This is a genomic window from Mesoterricola sediminis (genome assembly GCF_030295425.1).
Classification (GTDB): domain Bacteria; phylum Acidobacteriota; class Holophagae; order Holophagales; family Holophagaceae; genus Mesoterricola; species Mesoterricola sediminis.
Genome location: NZ_AP027081.1, coordinates 1695731 through 1712722, shown reverse-complemented (window position 1 = coordinate 1712722; position 16992 = coordinate 1695731). Strand labels below are relative to the sequence as shown.

The window sequence follows — 16992 nt, the reverse complement described above, 5'->3', positions numbered from 1 at the left end:
CCGGACCAACAGCCCCGGACGGAAAGGAGTCCCATGTCCGTGTTCGATCCATCCTTCGAGACCAGCCTCTTCAACGCGCCGCCCTCCCGGCCCCTGCCCCTGGACCCGGGGTTCCGGCCCCTGGCCCTGGGCCTGCGGGCCTTCCGGTCGGCCCTCGCCGATCACCCCGGCCGCCCCGCGCGCCTGGACCTCGCCCTGGAGCAGGGGCCGGGCCGCGTGACCCGGTACGGGCTGGACCTCTTCCCCGAGGGCGCGGGCCGGGACGCGGACAATTTCCGCCTCGCCGCCTGGACCCTCCATTTCCTCCTCTGGGCCCGGGGCGGCCACCGGGTCCTCCTGGCCGGACCCGAGGCCCTCTGCCGGGCCCTGGCCGCCGACTACGCCCCCGGGGGGCGCCACGCCTTCGACGCGCGCATGATGGCCCAGGCCTTCGCCCAGCCCTTTTCCGTGACCCGGGTGGCGGCGGCGGACCTGCCCAGCGCCGCCTCCCCCGCGGCGGCGCTGGGGGGCCACCTGGAGGGTTGCCGCATCGGCTTCGATCTGGGCGCCAGCGACTACAAGGTGGCGGCCGTGAAGGACGGGGAGGCCGTCTTCTCGGCGGAGCTGCCCTGGGACCCCAAGGGCGAGCCCGATCCGGCCTACCACCTGGCGAAGCTCCAGGCGGGCCTGGAGCTGGCCGCCTCCCACCTGCCCCGGGTCGACGCCATCGGCGGCAGTTCGGCGGGCATCATCGTGGACAACCGCATCCGGGTGGCCTCCCTCTTCCGGGCGGTCCCGCCCGAGGCCTTCGCCCGGGAGGTGGAGCCCCTCTTCCTGCGCCTGCGCGAGCGCTGGGGCGTGCCCCTGGAGGTGCTCAACGACGGGGACGTCACGGCCCTGGCCGGCGCCCTCTCCCTGGGCCTCAAGGGCCTGCTGGGCATCGCCATGGGCTCCAGCGAGGCCGCGGGCTGGCTGGACCGGGAGGGCGCGGTCACGGGCTGGCTCAACGAACTGGCCTTCGCCCCCGTGGACGCCAACCCCCTGGCGGGCACCGACGACTGGTCCGGCAACCCCGGCATCGGGGCCGCCTACTTCAGCCAGCAGGCCGTGAACCGCCTGGCGGGGCCCGCGGGCTTCGTCTTCGAGCCCGGCCTGGGCCTCCCGGAGCGGCTCAAGGCCGTCCAGGAGCACATGGCGCGCGGCGATGCCCGGGCGGCGAGGCTCTTCGACACCGTCGGCGCCTCCCTCGGCTACGCCTTGGCCTGGTACGCCGAGTTCTACGACCTGGAGAACGCCATGATCCTGGGCCGGGTCACCACCGGGGCCGGCGGAGAGCGCATCCTGGCCATGGCGCGGGAGGTGCTGGCCCGGGACTTCCCGGACCTGGCCACCCGCACCGCCATCTTCCTGCCCGACGAAAAGAGCCGGCGCGTGGGCCAGGCCGTGGCCGCCGCCAGCATCCCCTCCCTGGAGGTCCACCCGTGAACCAGCCCTACCTCGCTTTCGTGCGCGCCTTCCGCCGGACCCTCGACGAGGCCCGGTCCATCCCCTGGGGCGGCCTGCCCTCCGCCGCCGGGGCCGCCCCCGGTCCCGGCGCGCCGGTGACCCTGGTCTTCTCGCCCCACCCGGACGACGAGTGCATCATCGGGGCCCTGCCCCTCCGGCTCCGCCGGGAGGCCGGCCACCGGGTGGTGGTCGCCGCGGTCACCCTGGGCAGCGATCCGGCCCGCCGCGGCCCGCGCCTGGCGGAACTGCGGGACGCCTGCGGCTACCTGGGCTTCGAGGTCCTGCCCCTGGGCGGGGAGGGCCTGACGGGCATCACCCCCGCCGCCCGCGCCGCGGATCCCGCGGCCTGGGGCGCCGCCGTGGAGCGCGCCCGCGAGGCCCTGGAGGCCTGCCGCCCCGCCGTGGTCGTCCTGCCCCACGAGCTCGACGGCCACCCCACCCACGCGGGGACGAGCCTCCTCGCCCAGGACGCCCTGGCCGCCTCCGGCCTGGACTGCGCCGTGGTCCAGACCGAGTTCTGGCATCCGCTGGAGGCGCCCACCCTCATGGTGGAGAGCTCCGACGCCGACGTGGCCGACCTGGTCGCGGCGATCTCCTTCCACCGCGGCGAGGTGGCCCGGAACCCCTACCACGTGCTGCTGCCCTCCTGGATGTCGGACAACGTGCGCCGCGGCAGCGAGCGCGTGGGGAGCGCCGGGGCCGCGGCCGCCCCCTTCGCCTTCGCCACCCTGTACCGCCATGGGCGCTGGTCGGACGGCGTCTTCCGCCCCGCGGAGCGGACCACGCTCCCCGCCGCCCTTTCCGCCTCCGGGCTGTTCAGGTAGCCATGGAGATCGCCATCCTCGACAACGCCGACAAGGCGGCGGCCCGCGCGGCGGAGCACATCGCCCAGGCCCTGGCGGCCCGCCCCGCCCTGGTCCTGGGCCTCGCCACGGGCCGCACCATGGAGGCCGTGTACCGCCACCTGGTCCGCATCCACCGGGAGACGGGCCTGGATTTCAGCCGCTGCCGCACCTTCAACCTGGACGAGTACCTGGGCCTCGGCCCCGACCATCCGGGCTCGTACCACCGCTACATGGAGGAGCACCTCTTCCGGCACGTCAACCTGCGGCCGGGCAACACGCACCTCCCCGACGGCGCCGCCCCGGACCCCGAGGCGGAATGCCGCGACTACGAGCGCCGCATCCGGGAGGCCGGCGGCATCGACCTCCAGCTCCTCGGCCTGGGAGTCACCGGCCACATCGGCTTCAACGAGCCTCCGGCGCCCTTCGACGCCCCCACCCGCGTGGTGGACCTGGACCCCCGGACCCGGGCCCAGAACGCGGGGGTCTTCCCCGGCGGCTTCGACGCGGTCCCGCGCCGGGCCCTCACGATGGGGGTCGGCACGATCCTCGCGGCCCGCTCCTGCCTGCTCCTGGTCACGGGGGCCTCCAAGGCCCCCATCCTCCAGGACGTCCTGCGCGGCCCCGCCAGCCCCGCCGTCCCGGCCTCGGCGCTCCAGCGCCATCCCCGGTGCCTCGTCCTGGCGGATCCCGACGCCGCCTGGGGCGCCGGCGGGGCCTGGAGGCGCGAGGCCTGATATGGTGGAGGCATGACGGGTCGAAAGCGCAAGGAACTTCCCGCGTACATCCGCGGCCGGGTGAACCTGGACGAGCTCCTGGCTTCGCGCCGCGTCATGCAGTTCGTGCACGAGCGGGGACCCGCCACCCAGGGGGAGACCTCCGAGGCCCTGGGCCTCTCCCTGGGGGCCTGCAACCTCCACTTCCAGCGCCTGGAATACGAGGGGCTCCTCAAGGCCCTGCGCCTGGATCCCGAGGGCCGCGGCCCCGGACGGCCCCGGAGCCACTGGGAGTTCGCCCGGGAGACCAACGCGGCCCTGGGCCTGGTCTTCGACCCGCCCCACGTCTTCATCCAGCTCGAGGATTTCGCCGCGTCCCTCCTCTGGAGCCAGGGCGCCAGCCTCCGCTCCTGCCGGAACCGCGGGGAGGTCGCCTCCCGTGTGGCCAGGCTGGCCGAGAAGGCCGTGGCGGAGGCCTCCGCCCGCCGCCTGGAGCTGCGCAGCGCCTTCGCGGCCCTGCCCGGCGTGCTCGACCCCGCCACCGGCGCGGTGCGGCGGGCCGTGAACTTCACCGCCCTCGAGGGCCTGGACGTGGCGGCCCTCATGCAGGAGCGCTTCCAGGTGCCCACCCAGGCCCACTCCCTGGGCGCCGCCTACTTCTACGGCGAGGCCGCGGACCTCGCGCCCGGCCGCACCGCCCTCGTGATGTACTGGGACCTCGGCCTGGGCTTCGCCTTCGGGCGGAACCGCCAGCTCCTCACCGTCCACGGCGGCGACGAGGGCGGCCGGGTCATCTCCGAGCTCGGGCACATCAGCGTGGACGCCCACGGCCCCCTCTGCAACTGCGGGGAGCGGGGCTGCCTGGAGGCCTACGCCGGCGGCTGGGTCCTGCTGCGGCGCTTCGCCCCCCCCGGGGCCACCCTGGAGGATCTGGTGGAGATGGCGCGGAACGGGCACGCCGGCCTCCAGGCCTGCCTCGTGGACGTGGCCCGGCTCCTGGGCCGCAACCTGGCCAGCGCCATCCAGATGTTCGGCGTCTCCGACGTGCGCATCACCGGCCCCCTGGCCCCCCTCTTCCTGCCGGGGCGGGACGCCTTCCTGGAGGGCCTGGCCGAGGTCATCGGCGCCCGGGTGGCGGCCGTGGACGTGCAGGTGACCCCGGATCCCAAGGCCCGCCTCCTGGCGGGGGCCACCCGTGCCGCCCGCCGGGCGTTCCTCTACCCCGACGAGTTCACGACGCTCAGCCGCATGTCCATCACCCTGCAGGGCCAGAAGCTGGCCGGGATCTGAAGGGGCCTCAGTCCGCGGAGCCCCCCGCCCGGAACCAGTCCCAGGTGAGGCCGAGGCCCTCGGCGAAGGCGGTGCGGGGACGCCAGTCCAGCTCCCGCGCGGCCTTCCCCGGGTCCAGGCAGGACCGCCGCTGCTCCCCGGCGATCCCCGGCGCGTGGACGATGGCCCCGGGGTCCACCCCGGCCCGTTCGCACAGCCCCTCCGCCAGGGTCCGGATGTCCGTCTCGATCCCCGTCCCCAGGTTGAACACCCCCGTCGCCCGCCGCGCCAGCGCCAGCGACACCGCCTCCGCGATGTCCGGCGCGAACAGGAAGTCCCGGGTCTGCCGCCCGTCCCCGTTCACCACCGGCGCCCGTCCCGCCCGCAGCGCCTTGCAGAAGACCGCCACCACCCCGGCCTCCCCCTTCGAGCCCTGCCGCGGGCCGTACACGTTCGAGAACCGCAGGCTGCAGCCCGCCAGGCCCCGCTGCACCGCGTACGCCGCCAGATACTTGTCCACCGCCAGCTTCGCCACCCCGTACGGATTCAGGGGCACCTCCGGGTGCGCCTCGTCCTGCCGTCCCGAGGCCTCCCCGTAGATCGCGCCTCCGCTGGACGCGAACACGAACCGCGCCATCCCCGAGGCCAGCCCGGCCTCGATCAGCCGCAGCGTCGCCAGCACGTTCTCCTCCGCGTCGAACACCGGATCCTGGCAGCTCACCCGCACGTCGATCTGGGCCGCGAAGTGCAGCACCGCCTCGGGCCGCAGCTTGCCCACCAGCGCCGGCAGCCCCGGGTCCCGCAGGTCCATGCGCACGAAGTCCGCGCGGGGGTTCACGTTGGCCTCCGACCCGCTCCGCAGGTTGTCCAGCACCGTCACCCGGTGCCCCTCAGCCACGCAGCGGTCCGCCACATGGCTTCCGATGAACCCGGCGCCGCCCGTCACAAGGATATGCATGAATTCTCCAACACCCCGCGTGTCGCACCAGTCTAGCAGACGGATCAGGCCGAGAACACGGTGCCGAGGATGCGGTGGGGGAGATGGATGCCTTCGCGATCCTTGATGCTGCCGCCCAGGTCGTGGAAGCCCCAGCGGCCATAGAAGCGGAGCGCCCGCGGGTTGCCCTCGAAGGCCTCGAGCCAGACGGAGCGGCACCCGCGGCGCCGGGCCTCGGCCAGGACGGCGGTCATCAGGGCCCCGGAGACGCCCCGGCCCTGCCACGGCGCGGTCACGTACAGGCGGCTCAGCTCGGCCTGGGGCCCGGGGAGGCCCGGGGCGGGACAGGGCCGGGCGGCGAGGGCGGCGTAGCCCCGCCACCCGCCCTCCCCTTCCGCGATCCAGGCGGCGTCCCGCACCAGCTCCTCCATCAGGGGGCCCGCGAAGGCCCGCGCGCAGACCAGGTCCAGGGCGTCCTCGGGGAAGAGGTAGCCGAAGGCCTCCCGGAAGCAGGCCTCCGCGAACAGCCCCAGTTCGCGGGCCTCGCCGGCCTCCGCCCTCCTGACGGCGACGTCCATGGGCGGCCTCCTCTCCGGGACTCAGGCGTCCCAGGGGAAAGCGTAGGGCAGGCCGTACCAGGACCTCAAGGTCTCCATGTCCTTCCGGAGCGCCTCGGGAACCGGACAGCCGCGCTCCTTGCGGAGGAGCCAGGCCAGGTGTTCCTTTTCCCCCGCGGTGAAGATGTGCTCTTGCCCGGGCGCCTTCTTGCTGGCGCGCAGGTCGCGCATGATCTGGCCGGTGGTGGCCTTGAAGCGGTCGAGCTCGATGAATTCCTCGATGTCGATGGCGATGAAGAAGTGGCCGAGGGGGATGGGCGCCTTGCGGCCCTCCGCGTCGGTCCCGTTGAGGGCCTTGAGGAAGGCGCCGCCCTGCAGGGCCGCGCACAGCACCTCGACGACGGTGGCGTAGCCGTAGCCCTTGTAGCCCCCCAGCTCCTCGCCGATGCCGCCCAGGGGCGTCAGGGCCGCCAGGCCCCGGGTCAGGTCCTTGAGGACCTGGGCGGTGTCGGTGCGGGTGCCGCCCTCGGCGTCGATGACCCAGCCGGGGGTCAGCGCCTTGCCGATGCGGTCGTAGTGCTCGATCTTGCCGCGCTGGGTGATGGAGGTCGCGCAATCCAGGACGAAGGGGAAGTCCTCGTCCGAGGGCATGCCGAAGGTCAGGGGGTTGGTGCCCAGCATGTTCTCCACCCCGAAGGTGGGCGCGATGGAAGGCCGCGCGTTCGTGCCGGTGATGCCGATCATCCCCGCCTTCACCGCCATCAGGGCGTAGTAGCCCGCGATGCCGTAGTGGGTCGAGTTGCGGACGACGGACATGCCCATGCCGTGGTTCCGGGCCTTCTCGATGGCCATCTCCATGGCCTTCTTCGAGACGACGTGGCCCATGCCGTTGTGGCCGTCCAGGACGGTGGCGGTCTTCCGGTCCCGGAGCACCTCGATCCGGGTGACGGGATCCTGGATGCCGTCCCGGATGCGGTCGATGTAGATGGGCTTGAGCCGGCCGATGCCGTGGGAGTCGATGCCCCGCTTGTCGGACTCGATGAGCACGTCGGCGACGATCTCGGCGTCGGGCCTGGGCACCCCGGCGGCGACGAGGGCGTCCCGCATGAAGGACTCCAGCAGGTCGAAGCCGACCCAGACGCAGTCCTTGTAGGTTCCGGGATACTCGTCCATCCACTTCATGGCCGGTCCTTTCTGGGGGGGTGCCCCATGGTGCCGCGCCCGGGGCCGGCGGCGCAAGCCCCCGGCGTCACCGGGTCCGGTCCCGGACCTCGTCGCGGGCGCGGGCCCGGGAGACGGCGTTCAGGCCGTCCGAGTAGCGCACCTGGAAGCGGCCGCCCTCGGGCAGCCCCGCCAGGGGCAGGTCGGCGGTGCCGCCCGTGAGGTGGAGGGCGAGGGTCGTGGTGCCGGCCGTCCCTTCATGCACGACGTCCACGTAGGGATGGGCCACCGGGTCCCAGGCCAGGTGCAGGGTGCCGGAGGCCTCCCGGACCTCCAGGGTTCCGGCGGCCTCCGCGCGGTCCAGGGCCGCCGCGCGCATGCCCCGGCCCACCCGGGCCTCGCGGCGGGCCAGGCTGCGGTCCTCCCGCCGGACGTCGGCGGCCACCAGTTCCTCGTCCGCGTCCACGGTGAAAAGGAACATGGCGTGGCCCGGCAGCCCGGGGATCGGCTCCGCGGCGAAGGCCACCTCCCGGCGGCCCGAGCTGGCCTGGAGGGCCAGGGTGTAGGCGCCGGCGCGGGGCGGCAGGGCCTCCGCCTGGGCCCGTACCAGCGGCTGGAGGCGGACCTGGCCGTCCGGGGTCACGGTGCCGGAGACCACGAGGCGCTCCTTCCGGACGCCCGTGGAGGCCAGGCGGGTGCCGACCTTCTTCTGGCCCGAGACCCAGCCCATGGCGTGGAGGTAGCACCAGTCGGAGACCCAGTCGGATTCGCTGGAATAGCTCATGATGTCGTAGTACCCGGCCGGATCCAGCGGCGTCTGGGTGAACACGTCGTAGCCCCAGGTGCCCACGAGGCCGCCGAAGTAGGGGTAGTTCGTCACCTCGTCGTCGACGGGGAAGGTCCCCGCGGGGGTGTGCAGGAGGCCCAGGATGTGGCCGGTCTCGTGGACCAGGGTCTCGACGGCCACGGTCTGGTTGGGGACCTGGTTCCCGAACACCGTGTCCAGGCTGGCGTCGGTGCCGATGCTGGCCATGCTGCTGGCGAGGGTGACCCCCAGGGTGTAGCCGGAGGGCTGGGTGCCGAAGGTGTACCCGGGCGCGAGGAACCCGTAGTAGGGGGCGCTGCCGCCGTCCACGACCCGCAGGGAGGCCACCTCGTTGAGGATCTGGCCCCAGGCGTCGCCGCTGTGGTCCTTCGTGGGGTCGGTGGTGGGCTCCGGGATGGCGGTGGACGTGGTGTAGGCGGCCCGGTGGGACAGGGGGACGCCGCTGAAGGGCCAGATGGCGAGGAGGCCCTGGGTGAGGGCGGCGTCCGAGGGCAGCGCGGGGGCGACGCCCTTGTGGACGACGGGAAGGACGACCAGGGCGTAGTCCATGCCGGCGCGGACCGTGGGCGTGACCGTCAGGGCGGGGGCGCCGGTCCCCTGGAGGGTCACGCTGAGGCCGCTCTGCACCGCGGCGGCCGGGAGCAGGCACGTGTAGGTGGAGGCCGAGGCCGCGGCGGCCGTGGGCAGATCCCCCTCGACGGCCTCGGTGGGCACGGCGGCGGGGCCGCGGAGGGCCAGGACGGTGCCGTCCTGGAGCTTCGCGGCGAGGGCGCCGGTCTGGCCCGGGCGGTCCGCGAGGTACTGCACCCGGAGCAGCGCGGGCTTGCCCGCGACGAGGGGCAGGCCCGGCTTGAGCACCGTCTGGCCCCATTCCACGTTCTGGATCCAGAAGACCGGCGCCGTCCCCGCCGCGGAGGCGGTGACCGTGACCGGGAGGGTGACCGGGGCCGCGGCGGTGACCGCGCCCGGCGTGCTGCGCGTGGCCTGGAGCGTGACCGGATAGGTGCCCGCGGGGACCGTGGCGGCCGCCTGGATCACGAGGGGCACCGACTGGAGGCCCTTGGGATCGTTGAGGGCGTCGCCGTCCCCGAAGGTCACGGTCAGGCCGGACGGCATGCCGCTGGCGGAGAGGAGGACGTCGCCGGCGTAGACCCCCTCGGTTCCGTTCGAGGTGCTCACGGTGGTGAAGAAGGTGTCGTTCCGGCCCAGGTAGAGGGGGAAGGCCACGCGCCCGCCCTGGACCACGGAGGGGCCTTCCGCGTGGATCTGGGGCTGGACGTAGAAGGGATAGGGGGCGTAGGTGACGACCACGGGCAGCGTCGAGGCGACGCCGTTGAAGCTGGCCGTGATGGAGAAGGCGTAGGTGCCCGCCGCCAGGCCGGGCTGGGCGGCGATCGTCAGGGGGTGCGGGGCGCTGTCCTGGAGGCTGAAGGTGGCCGTCCCCGTGGACACGGTGAGGCCGGAGGGCACCCCGTCCATCGTCACGGTGACGGGCCCCGACGCGCTCCAGCCCTGGCTGGTGGTGTAGTAGGCCAGCAGGTACTTGGTGACGGGGGCGGTGCCGGCCAGGGTGATGTCCGGGGTGGTGTCCAGGCGGCTGGCGGTGGCGTCCACGAAGGCCAGGTCGAAGGCCGGCGCCTCGCTGCCGAGCTTGAGGGGCAGCGTGGCCGTCGCGTCAGGTTGCCCGGATGCCTTGGCGGTGACCGTGAGGGTGTACGTGCCCGCCTTCGGGTAGACCTGCTTGACGAAGGTCGGGTCGGAGGGATCGGGGTAGCCGGCCTGGATCGACAGGACCGAACTCGTCCCTGAGGTGGTGGGCGCCGAGAACTGGGCCTTGCAGTTGGTCGGGAGGCCCGTGACCGAGAGGGTCACGGCGCCGGTGACGCTGCTGTCCCGGGCGATGGCCACGGTCGCCGTGCCCGCGTAGGGGGGCATGTAGAAGCCCTGGGACGAATAATCGTAGGGCACGGGGAGGGTGAGGCCCGAGGCCGGCGTCACCGAAACGGTGAGGTGCGGGGCGGACTTGCCGCCCCCCCCGCAGGCCAGGGCGAGGGCCAGGAGGCCCCCCCCCAGGGAAAGGAGCGTCGTCCTCGCGCTTCCGGGGAGGGCTGTCAGGGCCATGGGCTACCTCGGGGGGGTCACTGTCGGTATCGCAAGGGTAGTCCAAAAGTCCCCGGCTGGCCCGCGATCTGCTTCCGCACGTAGAGATACCCGTCCCCGATCACCAGGTCCCGGAGCCCGTCGCCGTCCACGTCGGCGAGGGCCACCGAACCCGGCCCCTGCAGGCCGGGGTAGTTCACCGGGGCCTTGAAGGTGCCCGGATGGGCCTGGTCCTGGATGAGGACGGCCACGCTGCCGGGGTTCCCGGGGACGCCGGCGCAGGCCACGGCCAGGTCGGGATAACCGTCCCCGTCCAGGTCGGCCGCGTCCACCGACGCCGCGAAGGCATCCCCCACGGCGTAGCCCACGGGCGGGAGGAAGGTGCCCGCCGCCGCGGGGGCCTTGGCCTGGAGGAGGACGGTGACGCCCTGGGCCGCCGAGGTGCCCTCGTCCGCGACGACCAGGTCGGGGCGTCCGTCCTTGTCCAGGTCGGCCACCTTCAGGGCCACCGGATGGGACCCGGCCGGGAGGTCCACCCGGGGCAGGAAGCTGCCCGGATGGGCCGCGTCCTGGAGCAGGATGGACACGGTGTCGTTGGCGGTGGCGGCGGCGATGTCGAGGAGGCCGTCCCCGTCCAGGTCGGCCACGGCCACGGCGGTCGGCGTCCCCGCGACGGCCAGGGCGAGGGGCGCGCCGAAGGTCCCCCCCGCGGCGTCCTGGGGGAACAGGAGCAGGGTGGCGGCCCCGTCCGCGGCGACCACAACGTCCGGGCGACCGTCCCCCGTCAGGTCGCCCACCGCGGCGTCCCGTGGGGTCCGGCCCCCCAGGGGCAGGGCCACCGGGGCGAGGAACCCGCCCGGGGCGGCCGGATCGGGGAAGCGCACCAGCGCGGCGCCGGTGTCACTCGCTGGGTAGCCCGTCTGTACGGACAGGATGACCAGGCCGGGCAGGCCGCCGGCTGTCAGGGGGGCCGCCACGACGCGGCCGGGATTGGCTCCTCCCGCCCAGAGCTCCGGCTCCAGGTAGGTCCCCGGGGCCGAGGGATCCTGGCGGCGCACGGTGACCCAGCCCTGGGTGGCCGGGGCCCCCTCCCCGTGGAGGGTGGCCACGAGGTCCAGCCGGCCGTCGCCGTCCAGGTCGGCCACCGCCACCGAGGTCACCGGGTAGGGCCCGGCGACCGTCACGCGGTCCTCCCCGCCGCAGCCGAGGAGGAGGAGCCCGAGGCCCGGGACCAGGAGCGACCGCTTGGGGAACAGGGAGGGAAAGGCCATGGGAGTCCTCCTGGAGACGGATGGGATCCTCGCGGACCCGAGGAGCCGACGAGGGATTAGACGCCTGGAGCCCCCCAGGTGTTGAGGGGTTTCCGGGATTTTTCCAGGGGCGGGCCGGAAGCCCATGGGTTACAAAAACTTCATCCAGGTCCAGCTTCCTCTGGGAAGCCGCCCCCGCCCGTGGCAAACTCGAATTTCAGGCCACCCTCGGTCCAGGAGCCGCCAGACCCCATGATCAATGCCGTGACGATCTTCACCACCTGCGGAAGCGAGGAGACGGCCCTCACCATCGCCGCCGCCGTCGTGGACCAGGGCTACGCCGCCTGCGTCAACATCCTTCCCGGGATTAAGAGTTATTACTACTACAAGGGAGGCACCCACCTGGACGAGGAGGTGCTCCTGATGATCAAGACGAGCCGGGACCGGTTCGAGGAGGTCTCCCGCGTCATCTCGGAACTCCACACCTACGAGATCCCCGAGATCCTCATGGTTCCCGTCGAGAAGTGCAGCGAGAGCTTCCTGGAGTGGATCGAGGAATCGGTCTCGCGAGAGAGTTGAACAACCCTTTCCGGAGCAGAACCATGGAAATGTCCCTCAGCGGTGAGTTCCTTCGCGTGGTGGAGCAGGCCGCCATCGCCTCGGCCACCAGCATCGGCAACGGCAACCGCAAGCACAGCGACTGGCTCGCCGTGGAATCCATGCGCAGGAACATGGAGAAGCTGCCCATCGACGGCACCATCGTGATCGGCGAGGGCGAGCGGGACGAGGCCCCCATGCTGTACGTGGGGGAGAAGGTGGGGATGGGCATGGGCTGCCCCGCCGTCGACATCGCCGTGGATCCCCTGGAGGGCACCAACCTCTGCGCCACCGGCGCCCCCAACGCCATCTGCGTGCTCGCGGCCAGCGAGCGCGGGGGGCTGCTCCACGCCCCGGACCTCTACATGCAGAAGCTCTGCGTGGGCCCCGCCGCCAAGGGCCGGGTGCACCTGGACGCGAGCCCGGCCGAGAACCTCAAGGAGATCGCCAAGGCCCTCCACCGGAAGGTGGGGGAGCTGACCGTCGTCGTCCTGGACCGCCCCCGTCACGAGAAGCTCATTGAAGACATCCGCACGGCCGGGGCCCGCATCCAGCTCATCGGCGACGGCGACCTGTCGGCCGCCATCTCCGCGGCCGTGTCCGGCACCGGCATCCACGCCGTCATGGGCATCGGCGGCGCCCCCGAGGGGGTCCTCTCCGCCGCGGCCCTCAAGTGCCTGGGCGGCGAGATCCAGGGCCGCCTGGTCACCGACACCAACACCGCCAGCAAGGAGAAGGCGGAGGGCATGGGCGTCGACTTCAACCGCATCTACTTCACCGACGACCTGGCCCCCGGCGAGCACATCATCTTTGCCGCCGCCGGCGTCACCAAGGGCAACCTCCTGGACGGCGTGCACTTCTTCGGGGAGGGCGTCCGCACCGCCAGCCTCATCCTGAACCGGCAGCCCCGGCAGGTCCGCTTCATCGACACCGTGCACGTGAACGAAGGCGAAGGCGTCACCGTCCGGTTCTGAGCCGGAGGACGCGGACCGAGGGCCCGGCGGGGACATCCCACGCCGGGCCCTCGTTTCATGCGGCTACCGGACCAGGTCGCCGGCCTTCACGAAGGTCACGCGGTTCCGGGCGGCCGGGATGAGCTTCTCCAGGGCGGCCACCGTCTCGGGGTAGATGTGCCCGATGATCAGGACCTGGCCGTCCCGGGCCGCGAGGTCCAGGGCCCGGTTCCACTGGCGCTCCATCTCCGCGAAGGCCTTGTCGTCGTCCAGGAACACCTTGCGCTGCACGGCCGGGATCTTCAGGGCCTCGGCCACGTCGAAGGCCACGCTGTCCTTCTCGGTGCGGCTGTCCACGAAGAAGCACTTCCGGGCCCGGATCTCCTCGAGGATCCACGTCATGCGCGTGCGGTCGGGGGTGATGCGCGAGCCCATGTGGTTGTTCACGCCCCGGCGGTAGGGGACGTCGGCCAGGGCCTTGCGGACCCGGGCGCGGATCTCCGCCTCCTTGAGGTCGTACATCACGGCCTCGGGCCCGGGGTCCTTACCGGGGCCGGGGTAGCCGAGGGGCTCCATGGGCAGGTGGAGCATGACCTCCTTCCCCCGGTCATGGGCGATCTCGGCGCTTTCGCGGGTGTTCTCCTGGTAGGGGAGGACCGCCACCGAGAAGGGCACGGGCTGGGCGCAGAGGCGCTTCACCAGCTCGGGGGAGGCGTAGCCCAGGTCGTCGATGACGAGGGCGAAGCGGGGGAGCCCCTTCCGGGCCGGCTCCGCCGGGCCGGGTTCGGCCTTTCCGGGTTCAGCCTTCCCGGGTTCGGCCTTCCCGGGTTCGGCCTTCCCGGGCTCGGCCTTCCCGGGGCCGGGCTTGCCGCTGGGCGGGGTGGGCCGGGGCCGGGGCTTGGCCGTTTCCTCATCGCCGGGCAGGCGGCCCTTTCGGCCGCAGGCCTGACTGGTCAGGAGGGCGCCCAGGCCCAGGCCGAAGGCGAACATGAGGGCCGCCAGGACCAGAAGCCGGGGGGTGGACGTCCGGCCGCCTTTTCTCGCCGCCATGGGCCTAGACCGCGTCCAGGGCCTGGTCCGAGGCCAGGCTTGACATGAGGACGGCGGCCTTCCGCGCCGGCGCCGGGGGCTGCAGCTTGGCGGCCTTGGGGCCCTGGGCCAGGATCTCCAGGATCTTCGGCAGGGGGTCCTCCTCGGGCTTCATGTTCTTGAAGACGTGGTCGGGCACGACCCCCGGCTGGAGGGTCTCGCCGCCGGCCTTGGGCTTCAGGGCCTCGGGGCGGTCGCCGCCCAGGCCCAGGTATTCGCCGCCCGCGCCGAGCCAGCGCCGGTTCACCACCTCGGCGGCTCCGCCCTGCCGGAGGAGGAAGCGGGTCCGCTCCACCCCCATGGCCATGGTCCGCTCGCCGAACACGGGCACCCCCTGCTTCTTCAGGGCCGCGGCCAGGGCCTCGGGGGCACCCGCCGTCCAGGGGCCGGTGATCACGGCCAGCTTGGCGAAGGGGGGAAGGCCGGCCGGCACGATGGCCACGGGCTGGTCGGGCCGGCCCGTCTCCTGCACGGTGGCCAGGAGGCCCGGACCCGCGAAGAGCCCGGCCACGAGGGCCGCCTCGCCCAGGTCGCCCCCGGAGCAGCGGCGCAGGTCCAGGACCAGGGGGAGGCTCCGGTCCAGGCCGGCCAGCACGTTCTTGAGCTCGCCGGTGCGGCCCGGGTCCAGGTCCTCGAAGCCGAGGAGGGTGGCCTTGGCCTCCTTGCGGATGAACGCGGGCGGCCGCTGGATCTTCTCCCGGGTCAGGGTGACCTTCTTCAGCTCGGTGGTGGCCGCCGCGTACCGCAGCAGGGACACCTGGGACCCCACCGCGCCGCGCAGGCGCCGCTCCAGGGTCCAGGCGCTCATGGGGCCGATGGAATCCTCATCGATCTTCCGGATCACGTCCCCGGGCTGGAACCCCGCCTTGGCCGCCGGGCTCCCGGTGGTCACGGCCAGCACCTGGGCGTAGATCTGCCGTTTCTGGACCCGGATGCCGATCTCGGCGGGCCCCGGGTCCGGGAGGCGCAGGTCCTCGGGGGACAGGTAGGCGTTGAGGGGGTGGGCCCGCTCCAGGGCGGCCTGGATGCCGCCGCCCACGACCTTCTCCATGTCGGGGGGGTCCACGTAGTTGTCCCGCACCAGCTGGAGCACGTCCTGGATGTCGGAGAGCCCCGCCAGCGGGTCCTGGGGGGCGGCCTTCACCTCGCGGCGGGGAGCCTCCTGGGCCGGGTGGACGATGACCGGGTAGCTGAAGACGGCCACCATGGGGAAGGTCAGGAGGGAGAGCCAGGTGCGCTGGTGCATGCCCTTAGTGTAGGCCGATTCCCGTCCGGGCCGCGAGATCATCCAGGCAGATGTCCACGGCGCGATTGGCTTCCGGCCGGGCCAGCGAGGCCAGGGCGCGGGGATCGGCCATGAGCGGGGCCGCCGCCGCGGCCAGATCCCGGGCCAGATCCGGCCCCTGGAGCAGGACCCGGGCCCTGCCGCCGGCCTCCATGGCCCGCGCGTTGGCCACCTGGTGGTCCCCGGCGCTCCCCGGCAGGGGCACCATGAGGGCGGGGCGGCCCGAGGCCATCAGCTCGGCGCAGGTGCTGGCCCCGCTCCGGGTCAGGACGAGGGAGGCGGCCTCCATCTGGGTGTCCATGAACTCCAGGAAGGGCGCGAGGCGGTGCCGGGGATGGCGGGGCCGGGCCGAGAGCGCCTCGTGCTGGGCGGGCCCGGTCTGGTGCAGGATGTCCCAGTCCGGGAAGCGGTCCAGGAGCGCGGGGGCGGCCTCCATCACGGCCTCGTTCACGGCCCGCGCCCCGCCGCTGCCGCCCAGCACCAGGAGCCGGAAGGGCGGCGCCAGCTGGGCCACGGGGCGGAAGTCCCGCAGGAAGGCCTCCCGCACGGGGGTCCCGGCCACGAGGCACCGGGCCCCGGGCAGGGCCGCGGCCCCCTCGGGCATGCCGCACCAGACGCCCGCGGCGCGCTTCGCCAGGGCCTTCACGAGGAGCCCGGGGGCGGCGTTGGATTCGTGGAGGAAGAAGGGGATGCCCAGCGCCTGCGCGGCCATGAGGGCCGGCGCGGCCCCGTAGCCGCCGGTGCCGATCACGGCCGCCGGACGCTCCCGTCGCCAGCGGGCCACGAGGGTCCGCCAGGCCCTGGCGAGCTTCCACGCGGCCCGGGCCGCCCTCAGGGGGCTGCGGCCGGCGAACCCCTCCACGTCCAGCAGTTCGTGGGGCCACGGGGACGCGGGCAGGAGGCGGGCCTCGATCCCCCGGCGCGCGCCGACGAACCAGATGGGGCCGCCCCACCTCGCCCGGAGCCCCTCCGCGAGGGCGACGGCCGGGAAGAAGTGGCCTCCCGTGCCCCCTCCCGTGAAGACCAGGCTTTCCGCGTACGTTCTTCCGGACATGCCGTCGAGGATACCTTCTCGCGGGGGAAAATGGCGATTCCCTGGTAGCATTTAGGATTCAGCCGCGCGAAATACGCGGCCCCATCATTCCACCGGGAGCGAGCATGAAGATTCTTGTGGCCCTCAAGCAGGTGCCCGACACCGAGACGAAGATCAGGATCGGCGCGGACGGGAAGTCCCTGGATGGGAGCGACGTCAAGTGGATCACCAGCCCGTACGACGAGTACGCCCTGGAAGAGGCCCTCCGCCTCAAGGAATCCGCCGGCGCCGAGGTGACCGCCGCCTCCGTCGGGGGCGAGAAGGCCAAGGATGTCCTGCGCAACGCCCTGGCCCTGGGCGCCGACACCGCCGTCCTCGTCAAGGCCGAGGACGCCGGGGATCCGCTGGCCGTCGCCCGGATCCTGGCCGCCTTCGCGAAGGAGCGCGGCTTCGAGCTCGTGCTCCTGGGCAACAAGGGCTTCGGCGGCGACAACGCCTCCGTCGGCCCCATGCTGGCCGAGCTCCTGGGCTGGGCCCAGGCCAACGTCGTCACGAAGCTCGAGCTCTCCGCCGGCGCCTTCCGCGCCGAGCGCGAGTCCGACGCCGGCACCGAGGTGGTGGAGGGCACCCTCCCCGCCGTCGTCACCGCCCAGCGCGGGCTGAACGAGCCCCGCTACGCCAACCTCAAGGGCATCATGGCCGCCAAGAAGAAGACCATCGAGGAGGTGGAGGCCGCCGCCGGCGCCCCCGCCCTGGTCACGGCCTCCCTGGCCCTGCCCCCCGCGCGCCCCGAAGGCCGGAAGCTGGAGGGCGACGCCGCCGCCCAGGCCGCCGCCCTGGTCTCCCTGCTTCGCGACGAAGCCAAGGTCCTTTAGATCCCATCTTTCCGAGG

The 16992-nt window shown here is 73.3% G+C and carries 15 protein-coding genes; 7 read left to right on the top strand and 8 right to left on the bottom strand.

Annotated elements, in window-relative coordinates; genetic code table 11:
* The first annotated feature begins 33 nt into the window (after nucleotides 1-33).
* Genes R2J75_RS07615 through R2J75_RS07600 form a run of 4 tightly spaced genes read left to right on the top strand, consistent with a single transcriptional unit; the run spans nucleotide 34 to nucleotide 4333 of the window.
* Nucleotides 34-1464: a hypothetical protein gene (locus R2J75_RS07615; RefSeq protein ID WP_243347102.1), complete on the top strand. Its 1431-nt coding sequence runs from the start codon at nucleotides 34-36 to the stop codon at nucleotides 1462-1464.
* The gene (locus tag R2J75_RS07610) at nucleotides 1461-2309 is read left to right on the top strand and encodes a PIG-L deacetylase family protein (protein ID WP_243334307.1); all 849 of its coding nucleotides are present in this window, start codon (nucleotides 1461-1463) and stop codon (nucleotides 2307-2309) included. The genes R2J75_RS07615 and R2J75_RS07610 overlap by 4 nt, the downstream gene beginning before the upstream one ends.
* 2 nt (nucleotides 2310-2311) lie before the next feature.
* Nucleotides 2312-3064 (top strand): glucosamine-6-phosphate deaminase, encoded by a 753-nt coding sequence (nagB, locus tag R2J75_RS07605; protein ID WP_243334309.1) that lies wholly within the window; start codon nucleotides 2312-2314, stop codon nucleotides 3062-3064.
* Between the two features lie 12 nt (nucleotides 3065-3076).
* The gene (locus R2J75_RS07600) at nucleotides 3077-4333 is read left to right on the top strand and encodes an ROK family transcriptional regulator (protein WP_243334312.1); all 1257 of its coding nucleotides are present in this window, start codon (nucleotides 3077-3079) and stop codon (nucleotides 4331-4333) included.
* 7 nt (nucleotides 4334-4340) lie between these two features.
* Here R2J75_RS07600 and R2J75_RS07595 read toward each other — a convergent pair whose 3' ends face one another.
* The 5 genes from R2J75_RS07595 to R2J75_RS07575 form a co-directional block, all read right to left on the bottom strand.
* Nucleotides 4341-5270: an NAD-dependent epimerase/dehydratase family protein gene (locus tag R2J75_RS07595; RefSeq protein ID WP_243347111.1), complete on the bottom strand. Its 930-nt coding sequence runs from the start codon at nucleotides 5268-5270 to the stop codon at nucleotides 4341-4343.
* Between the two features lie 44 nt (nucleotides 5271-5314).
* Nucleotides 5315-5827: a GNAT family N-acetyltransferase gene (locus R2J75_RS07590; RefSeq protein WP_243334314.1), complete on the bottom strand. Its 513-nt coding sequence runs from the start codon at nucleotides 5825-5827 to the stop codon at nucleotides 5315-5317.
* A 21-nt stretch (nucleotides 5828-5848) separates the two neighbouring features.
* Nucleotides 5849-6988 carry an Ldh family oxidoreductase gene (locus R2J75_RS07585; protein WP_243334315.1) on the bottom strand — a complete coding sequence of 380 codons (1140 nt, stop codon included), beginning with the start codon at nucleotides 6986-6988 and terminating at the stop codon, nucleotides 5849-5851.
* A gap of 67 nt (nucleotides 6989-7055) precedes the next feature.
* Entirely contained in the window at nucleotides 7056-9914 is a 2859-nt protein-coding gene (locus R2J75_RS07580) for a M66 family metalloprotease (RefSeq protein ID WP_243347112.1), read from the bottom strand.
* 17 nt (nucleotides 9915-9931) lie between these two features.
* Nucleotides 9932-11164 (bottom strand): FG-GAP repeat domain-containing protein, encoded by a 1233-nt coding sequence (locus R2J75_RS07575; protein ID WP_243347114.1) that lies wholly within the window; start codon nucleotides 11162-11164, stop codon nucleotides 9932-9934.
* A 231-nt stretch (nucleotides 11165-11395) separates the two neighbouring features.
* On the opposite strand from R2J75_RS07575, the gene cutA reads away from it, so the two are divergent.
* Together cutA and glpX are read left to right on the top strand one after the other, a co-directional pair.
* A complete protein-coding gene (gene cutA, locus R2J75_RS07570; RefSeq protein ID WP_243334318.1) occupies nucleotides 11396-11722 on the top strand; it encodes a divalent-cation tolerance protein CutA in 327 nt (108 codons plus the stop codon).
* A gap of 23 nt (nucleotides 11723-11745) precedes the next feature.
* Entirely contained in the window at nucleotides 11746-12714 is a 969-nt protein-coding gene (glpX, locus tag R2J75_RS07565; RefSeq protein ID WP_243334319.1) for a class II fructose-bisphosphatase, read from the top strand.
* A gap of 63 nt (nucleotides 12715-12777) precedes the next feature.
* On the opposite strand, the gene R2J75_RS07560 is transcribed toward glpX, so the two are convergent.
* Genes R2J75_RS07560 through R2J75_RS07550 form a run of 3 tightly spaced genes read right to left on the bottom strand, consistent with a single transcriptional unit; the run spans nucleotide 12778 to nucleotide 16121 of the window.
* Entirely contained in the window at nucleotides 12778-13743 is a 966-nt protein-coding gene (locus tag R2J75_RS07560; protein WP_279342766.1) for a divergent polysaccharide deacetylase family protein, read from the bottom strand.
* Nucleotides 13744-13747: 4 nt separating this feature from the next.
* Complete coding sequence (locus R2J75_RS07555) at nucleotides 13748-15028, bottom strand: S41 family peptidase (protein ID WP_316411438.1); 1281 nt, start codon at nucleotides 15026-15028, stop codon at nucleotides 13748-13750.
* Between the two features lie 4 nt (nucleotides 15029-15032).
* On the bottom strand, nucleotides 15033-16121 hold the full coding sequence (locus R2J75_RS07550) for a UDP-N-acetylglucosamine--N-acetylmuramyl-(pentapeptide) pyrophosphoryl-undecaprenol N-acetylglucosamine transferase (RefSeq protein ID WP_316411437.1): 1089 nt from the start codon (nucleotides 16119-16121) through the stop codon (nucleotides 15033-15035).
* A 104-nt stretch (nucleotides 16122-16225) separates the two neighbouring features.
* On the opposite strand from R2J75_RS07550, the gene R2J75_RS07545 reads away from it, so the two are divergent.
* A complete protein-coding gene (locus R2J75_RS07545) occupies nucleotides 16226-16975 on the top strand; it encodes an electron transfer flavoprotein subunit beta/FixA family protein (protein ID WP_243334328.1) in 750 nt (249 codons plus the stop codon).
* Nucleotides 16976-16992 lie beyond the last annotated feature (17 nt).

Excerpts from the sequence above, each read along its gene's own strand:
- R2J75_RS07555 (WP_316411438.1), bottom strand. The coding sequence starts at position 15,028 with ATGCACCAGCGCACCTGGCTCTCCCTCCTGACCTTCCCCATGGTGGCC.
- R2J75_RS07590 (WP_243334314.1), bottom strand. The coding sequence starts at position 5,827 with ATGGACGTCGCCGTCAGGAGGGCGGAGGCCGGCGAGGCCCGCGAACTG.
- R2J75_RS07550 (WP_316411437.1), bottom strand. The coding sequence starts at position 16,121 with ATGTCCGGAAGAACGTACGCGGAAAGCCTGGTCTTCACGGGAGGGGGC.
- R2J75_RS07600 (WP_243334312.1), top strand. The coding sequence starts at position 3,077 with ATGACGGGTCGAAAGCGCAAGGAACTTCCCGCGTACATCCGCGGCCGG.
- R2J75_RS07615 (WP_243347102.1), top strand. The coding sequence starts at position 34 with ATGTCCGTGTTCGATCCATCCTTCGAGACCAGCCTCTTCAACGCGCCG.
- R2J75_RS07545 (WP_243334328.1), top strand. The coding sequence starts at position 16,226 with ATGAAGATTCTTGTGGCCCTCAAGCAGGTGCCCGACACCGAGACGAAG.
- glpX (WP_243334319.1), top strand. The coding sequence starts at position 11,746 with ATGGAAATGTCCCTCAGCGGTGAGTTCCTTCGCGTGGTGGAGCAGGCC.
- R2J75_RS07560 (WP_279342766.1), bottom strand. The coding sequence starts at position 13,743 with ATGGCGGCGAGAAAAGGCGGCCGGACGTCCACCCCCCGGCTTCTGGTC.
- R2J75_RS07585 (WP_243334315.1), bottom strand. The coding sequence starts at position 6,988 with ATGAAGTGGATGGACGAGTATCCCGGAACCTACAAGGACTGCGTCTGG.
- R2J75_RS07595 (WP_243347111.1), bottom strand. The coding sequence starts at position 5,270 with ATGCATATCCTTGTGACGGGCGGCGCCGGGTTCATCGGAAGCCATGTG.
- R2J75_RS07575 (WP_243347114.1), bottom strand. The coding sequence starts at position 11,164 with ATGGCCTTTCCCTCCCTGTTCCCCAAGCGGTCGCTCCTGGTCCCGGGC.
- cutA (WP_243334318.1), top strand. The coding sequence starts at position 11,396 with ATGATCAATGCCGTGACGATCTTCACCACCTGCGGAAGCGAGGAGACG.
- R2J75_RS07580 (WP_243347112.1), bottom strand. The coding sequence starts at position 9,914 with ATGGCCCTGACAGCCCTCCCCGGAAGCGCGAGGACGACGCTCCTTTCC.
- nagB (WP_243334309.1), top strand. The coding sequence starts at position 2,312 with ATGGAGATCGCCATCCTCGACAACGCCGACAAGGCGGCGGCCCGCGCG.